This is a genomic window from Mycobacterium sp. NGS40 (genome assembly GCF_059812735.1).
Genome location: NZ_JCALDG010000062.1, coordinates 1 through 5,709, shown reverse-complemented (window position 1 = coordinate 5,709; position 5,709 = coordinate 1). Strand labels below are relative to the sequence as shown.

Sequence of the window (5,709 nt, the reverse complement as noted above, 5' to 3'; positions counted from 1 at the left end):
CATCTCTAGCCGCCCGAAATCGTTTTTTAGGGCGTTCCAGGTTGGATTTCCCGTGCTTAGGTCGCGGTCGCGGATATAAGCGGCTCGCGTGAGCGCTAGTAGTCCCGCGTCGGTCACCCCCAGACAGCCCACGACGTGGTCAACTGATTCGTCGTGCAGATCGCGGCAGTAGCCCTGAAACTCCGCGACCAGACGCGCAACGATTGCACCGATGAGGTGTTCGGCTTCCCAACGCCTACCAGCGCCCCTTCCGGTGAGCTCATGGTGGACGTCGAACACTCTGTCTATGTCCGCCGATCTGCTTGTTACCCAGGCCGTATGGGCCTGTGAACGTCCCATAGGAAGCTGACTCTAAGGCCACCGGCGCTGTTAGGGGGCGGGAATCCGAGACATCGTGACGGCGGTGGGCCGTGGCCAGGCTTGGCGCGCAGCGCGTTACCCGGCTAGCTGGCAGATGATGCCAGCGCTACTGACCACCAGCCCGACCATCGCCGGGTACACGTCTTTCAGGCGCACAGCATCGGAAAGCCTTTTCGACTCGTCCAGAACGGCAGTGGTCGCCGCATCCATCTCAGCTCGGAAATCACCGGTCAGCTTTTTGACTGCATCTGCTAGCGTTTTGAGTTCATCTGCGCACCTTGTATTTTCGGCTTCCATCCGCGCAAGCCGGTCCTCTGTCGTGCCCCCACTAATACGAATGGTTGGTGCGTGAGCTTTGATGGTGATTCTTGCTGGCCCGGGTGTGATGATGATGTTCGTCGATTTGCGGAGCTGGTTGAGTCTATCCCTCAGCCCGTCACGCCACTGCACTAAACGACCAGAAGCCTTGTGCCATATATAGATCAGGCCACCTAGGGTGATGATCGACCCGGCTAACTGAAGAGTGTTCCCAAGTGTCTGCATCGGTCAATCCTCCGTATCTGTGTCGCTTCGTTGGTCCCCCGCCCACTTTCGTTTCAGCCACGACCACAACTGACCAAGAGCAGTCCAGAAGGTCGACGCCCGATAGCTGCGGTGGTAAAGCTCTTCCATGGACCCCAAGGTGTCTCGGTTGATATCCAATTCGGTTATGTAGTGGTTGAGGACGTCTGCACGCCTGCGCCGATAGACAATCCAGGGCAGGAATAGCACGCTGAGAAAGCAAAACACGGCAAAATAGCTCCTCAGGTATGAAGCGGGCGTTGGTTGCGACATCAACGCGACTGCCACCGAGATACTGCTGATCAGCATGGAAGACCCAATTTCGCGGCGGGCGAGCCACCGGTAATACGGCTCTAACGGTAAGAACAACGCGCGCCGCCCGGCGTAGGTTCTCAGGATCTCAGCCGCCTGGGAGTCGTCCGGCAGTTTGGCGGCAATCTCCAAGTCCTGAAGGATTATCGTCCGCTCATTTTTGCGATCTTTGGCATAGGCGACGTACGCGGCGGTCAGCGTGGCAGTGGCCCCGATCAACGCGACAGCGAGCGGGACGACCCATTGGTTCATGGCTAACAACGCTAGGTTCTGCGCCGATACCTCCGTGGATGTGCACGGTGTGTCGCGGCCAAGTCGGCGCGCACTCGGGCTAACGCACCCACCACGGCGGGGTCATCGGGGTATAGCCTTCCGCGCGGATAGCCGCGCGTTCGATGTCATCCATACCGGCTTAGACGCCAGAGGTCGGTGCTTGGCTCCCCTGTGTTGTGGCGGGCACCCTAGTAGTTATTGAACTGCGGACAGTAGAAACCGGGTGCGACGTTCACAAACCAGGTGATGTCGTTGGGTGAGAGGTTTTGCAGCTTGTCGGTGATGTTCTGAAAACCCGTACCCTGTTGCAAGTCCTCGCACACCAGGTGTGCGTCTGCGATGGCGGTAGTAGTAGATATCGAGTTGAAACCGATTGGTCCGTTGCCGCGCAGGAACGTGATAAATCGGGCGTCTGCGCCTTGCAATGCAGCTGGGGTCGGTTCTGTCGTCGCCGGTAGTGTTGCCGGTGTCGTCGATGCTGCCGTCACAGTTACAGTTGACGGTGGTGTATTCGATTGTGTCACAGTCGTTGTCGAGGGGCGTGCGGCCGGTGGCAGTGGCGCAACATCGGTATTCGTGCGCGACACCCACAACACGACACCGGTCACACCGGCTATCACGACGCTGCACGCCGCAATCACCGCAACGATTCCCCAAACTGACCGCCAGGGCCGATGAGCTGGCTCGTCCGCACCGTCGTCTAGGGACCAGGCCAGCTCCGGTGTCGCAGCGGCAGCGGTCGGCAGGCTGGTCGTCTCTTCGCTGGGAGCCCGCCCCGCCTGGGTTAGATCGCTGGCGTGACCCTCCGGGGGTCCGGACGTTTCCGGTCCGTCACTCATCGGTCACCACCTTTGCCGTGCGAGCTATCGCGGAGGGATTATCTCGTAGGAACTGCATCAGAAGGTGTTTTTCAGAAGGGACGCAATCGCTGGTTCGTGTAGCGCCGGGCCGCGCGGACGACACGCCCGGCGCGGTAACGTGCGACGACACGCCGAAGGGATTCGGGTCCACATGTGAAAAGTTGGGACCGAGAGGTCATCTAGCTGCGGTTTTACCTCGATGACGGCGCGTCATCCACAGAGCTGTCCACCGCGATGTCAACACGATTCGGCTACCTTATCCCCAGCTTGTGCCCTCGCTTTATTAACAAGGCCCCTTTGCGTGGTGTGACGACGAACGTACCTTTCGCACATGACCACCGTTGCGGACCAGTGCGCGCACCCCATGCGCGAGCCATGTCCCGCGTGTGGCTGCCCGGACGGCACTATCGCCACGCGCGGCGGTCAAGACACCGTGAGATGCGCTCAGTGCCAACGCTATTGCTACAACGCGCCGCGATCCGAGACCGGCCGAGAACGTCGAACACTGAGCACAAGGCCGGATGTCCGGCCAGGTCAGCGCAGCCGAATCTTGCTGCGCGACAACTTCGCCTGCATCATGTGCCACCGCAGTGACGTTGCCCTAGAGATCGGTCACCTGGTTTCAGTCCACGACGCCCGCCTGGTCGGCCTGTCGGACCACGACCTGGCGAGCGACCAGAACTTGGCCGTCATGTGCGACGAGTGCAACTCGGGCCTATCCAAGCAATCTTTGCCACCGCACCTCATCGCCGCAGCTATTTGGGCGCAGCGGTTGCGCGAGGCCAGCGACGGTGGCCAGCGCCACGCGTAGTGTTCGCGACATGTCATCCGATCAGCCGCGCCAATCGCGGTGGACCCGATGGCGCGGCCCCCGGAACCTTCGTTCTCACCTGTTGTGGCTCTTTGGTTGGGGTGTCTGGGTCTACGTCACCACAACGCCCTGGCGAGCGCTCTGGGACCCGCCCGCACCCGCAGGAACCCGCGCCATAGTTGATACCGCTGTCGCCCTGGTGATTGGAGTGATTTACGTCTGGTTTCTCCTGCACGGCAAGTACTTTCAAGCGGTATCCGCCGTGGCAATTCTCTGGCTGGTGCTCGGTCAAGTCATCTTGATTGAAGGCAACTTTGCCCAGTGGTATTACGGTGTGTCAGTCGCAAACCCCGGAGCATTCGACCAAAAACTAACCGGAATTGATGCCGCCTACTTCGCGATCAGCACAGCCACGACGACGGGCATGGGCGATATTCATCCGGTCAGCGGTGCCGCACGTTTGATCGTCACAGGGCAGATGATTGCCAGCCTTTATCTGGTCGTTATCGCACTGGGCACTGCGGCCCAGCGGGTGATGGCGTCACGGGGTACGAAGGACGAGGACCGGTAGTCCGATTTCGGTGGGTCACTGGGACGCTGCTCCCGTCGGGTCGTATGACACCCCGGCGACCGCTAAAGTTTGCTAGCCGGATCGCACATGGATCGCGTACCCGTCCGGCGTCAGCTACGAAAAGATCCTCTGACCTGCAAAAACACTTGTCGGGCTGACAGGATTTGAACCTGCGACCACTTGACCCCCAGTGTCGTCGAAGGGGTCCGTATGTGTTCGCCGGTGTCCCGTTCAGCGAGGTCACACACGTTTCGAGGACGCCGACGGACGATGGTGGATGTCCCCGAATCGGGTGCCGTTGCTATCCGCGTTGCTATCCATGACGACGAGTAGGCGGGCTGTGCCGCAAGGCGACTCGTCGCGTCGGCCAGGCGTGACGCCCTCCTCAGCACGTCGACGGGCGGCGTCGAGGCACTCGTGCATCCCATTCGCCAACTAACCGTAGTGGTCGTTTGGTATGCCATCAATTCGGCCTTACCCATGACTCCGACAACGCCGGGCAATGAAGCCGTCACCGTGCCCTCTGCAACACCAGGGCGTTCCCAGTGAACTGTTCGGTGTCAACAGTCTGGCCTCGGTTCCTCGACCTCATCGAAGGGAAAGAGCTTCTCGCACAGCCAAAGTAGGCCCGTGTCATCGACCGTTGCGGCTATGCCGCGAAAGCACCGATCTACAGAGAATTCGCTGCGAAAGTCGCCACACGGGTCGGGTTCGGAACCAGTGGGGCGGTCGAAGACGACCACCGAGAGCTTCCAGCCCAATGAGTTGGTCATGAACCCCAACCCCGCTCGCTGAGCACGGATCGCCTCCGTATTCGGCCAATAGGGGTCGCCGTCGTAGCTGACGAAGACGTCCACGTGGATGACGCGCCCTTCGCCGGGTATCGGCAGAAGACCTCTCATGGTCGCCTTCTCCTTCGGCCAGTCGGAACCGTGCGCAGGAGGCGCTCCGGCAACGAACGCGTCGTGTCCCGCACTGAAACGCACTATGTGATCGACGTGCTCGCTCACCCCCCGACCAGTGAACAGGTAGGGCAAGTCGCTGGTGTCGGTGAGCCAGCGCCCACCAGCACGGGTCGCCCTTGCGGCGCGATCGGGATTCGTTCTCTCAACGTCGAAGCGGAAGTGCTCTCGGCCTGGGTGCTGGGCGTCGGGCCCATGGATGCTGACCTTGGCTCCCTGGATGGCCGGGTTCATCGACTTGATGTAGAACGACGTCGTCGTCCACTCGATCAGCCAGTGCCAGCCGTCTATGGCGGAGCCGTCGTCGGTGGCTGCCAGGAACTCGATGGCACGGTGCTCCTCCAGCCCCGGATATCGCAAGCCCTCAGCAATCGCTCGCTCCCACTCGGTCGCAGCCTTGGCGGCCTCACCCATGTCGGCCTGCTCGGTCATGCGCGTGTGTCCCATGTCCAATCGCCCAGGTTTTCCAGAAGCGCGATTCTGTCGGCGGGCATGGCACCCTTGCGATAGGTGCCGCGCTGTGTGCTGACCCATGTTCCGAGTGGATAGTCGTCCGGGGCCTTGTATGTCTGCAAGACGCGAGTGGTGCCGTTCGCTCCGTAATACTCCTGGAGCTTCCCGAACCCCTCCGGCCACTTGGTGGCTCGGGTGTCCCAGACCCAGCCGGTGAGATCACTCAGACGCTGCACGCGTTCGGCCAGAAGGGCGTTCTTACTGTACTTAAATCGCTGGGTGGCAATCCAAGCTCCGAGGGCGTACTCATCGTCCGCTACGTGGTTTTGCGGAACCGCGGCGTGACCGTTGACCTTGGCGTATTCCTGCGCGTGCCGGAAACCCTCTTCCCAGAGATCAGCGAGGGGGTCCCAGGTCCATTCAGGTATGTCTTGAAGCCGTTGCTGACGGTCTGCTTCTAGGGTTCCTCGGGTGCGTTCCTGACGCTGAACGGTGACCCACTGGCCCAGGCGATAGTCGTCCTCGGTCTTAAAGGCAGCCTTGATG

At 60.9% G+C, this 5,709-nt stretch carries 8 protein-coding genes; 2 read left to right on the top strand and 6 right to left on the bottom strand.

Translation table 11 applies throughout. The annotated features are described in order from the left end of the window. The 4 genes from AC5Y5O_RS31650 to AC5Y5O_RS31635 form a co-directional block, all read right to left on the bottom strand. Positions 1-339 (bottom strand): hypothetical protein (locus tag AC5Y5O_RS31650; protein WP_500028716.1); only part of this gene is annotated, 339 nt, incomplete at its 3' end. A gap of 96 nt (positions 340-435) precedes the next feature. After that, on the bottom strand, positions 436-903 hold the full coding sequence (locus AC5Y5O_RS31645) for a hypothetical protein (RefSeq protein ID WP_500028715.1): 468 nt from the start codon (positions 901-903) through the stop codon (positions 436-438). A gap of 3 nt (positions 904-906) precedes the next feature. Beyond that, the gene (locus tag AC5Y5O_RS31640; RefSeq protein WP_500028714.1) at positions 907-1,485 is read right to left on the bottom strand and encodes a hypothetical protein; all 579 of its coding nucleotides are present in this window, start codon (positions 1,483-1,485) and stop codon (positions 907-909) included. A 209-nt stretch (positions 1,486-1,694) separates the two neighbouring features. Then, positions 1,695-2,345: a DUF732 domain-containing protein gene (locus tag AC5Y5O_RS31635; RefSeq protein ID WP_500028713.1), complete on the bottom strand. Its 651-nt coding sequence runs from the start codon at positions 2,343-2,345 to the stop codon at positions 1,695-1,697. A gap of 571 nt (positions 2,346-2,916) precedes the next feature. On the opposite strand from AC5Y5O_RS31635, the gene AC5Y5O_RS31630 reads away from it, so the two are divergent. Beyond that, complete coding sequence (locus AC5Y5O_RS31630) at positions 2,917-3,177, top strand: hypothetical protein (RefSeq protein ID WP_500028712.1); 261 nt, start codon at positions 2,917-2,919, stop codon at positions 3,175-3,177. Between the two features lie 10 nt (positions 3,178-3,187). After that, positions 3,188-3,748, top strand: a complete 561-nt coding sequence (locus tag AC5Y5O_RS31625) for a potassium channel family protein (protein WP_500028711.1) — start codon at positions 3,188-3,190, stop codon at positions 3,746-3,748. A 560-nt stretch (positions 3,749-4,308) separates the two neighbouring features. On the opposite strand, the gene AC5Y5O_RS31620 is transcribed toward AC5Y5O_RS31625, so the two are convergent. Together AC5Y5O_RS31620 and AC5Y5O_RS31615 are read right to left on the bottom strand one after the other, a co-directional pair. After that, on the bottom strand, positions 4,309-5,142 hold the full coding sequence (locus tag AC5Y5O_RS31620) for a hypothetical protein (RefSeq protein ID WP_096287351.1): 834 nt from the start codon (positions 5,140-5,142) through the stop codon (positions 4,309-4,311). After that, positions 5,139-5,709 (bottom strand): helicase associated domain-containing protein (locus tag AC5Y5O_RS31615; protein WP_500028710.1); only part of this gene is annotated, 571 nt, incomplete at its 5' end. The genes AC5Y5O_RS31615 and AC5Y5O_RS31620, both read right to left, overlap by 4 nt.

Excerpts from the sequence above, each read along its gene's own strand:
- AC5Y5O_RS31640 (WP_500028714.1), bottom strand. The coding sequence starts at position 1,485 with ATGAACCAATGGGTCGTCCCGCTCGCTGTCGCGTTGATCGGGGCCACT.
- AC5Y5O_RS31620 (WP_096287351.1), bottom strand. The coding sequence starts at position 5,142 with ATGACCGAGCAGGCCGACATGGGTGAGGCCGCCAAGGCTGCGACCGAG.
- AC5Y5O_RS31635 (WP_500028713.1), bottom strand. The coding sequence starts at position 2,345 with ATGAGTGACGGACCGGAAACGTCCGGACCCCCGGAGGGTCACGCCAGC.
- AC5Y5O_RS31645 (WP_500028715.1), bottom strand. The coding sequence starts at position 903 with ATGCAGACACTTGGGAACACTCTTCAGTTAGCCGGGTCGATCATCACC.
- AC5Y5O_RS31625 (WP_500028711.1), top strand. The coding sequence starts at position 3,188 with ATGTCATCCGATCAGCCGCGCCAATCGCGGTGGACCCGATGGCGCGGC.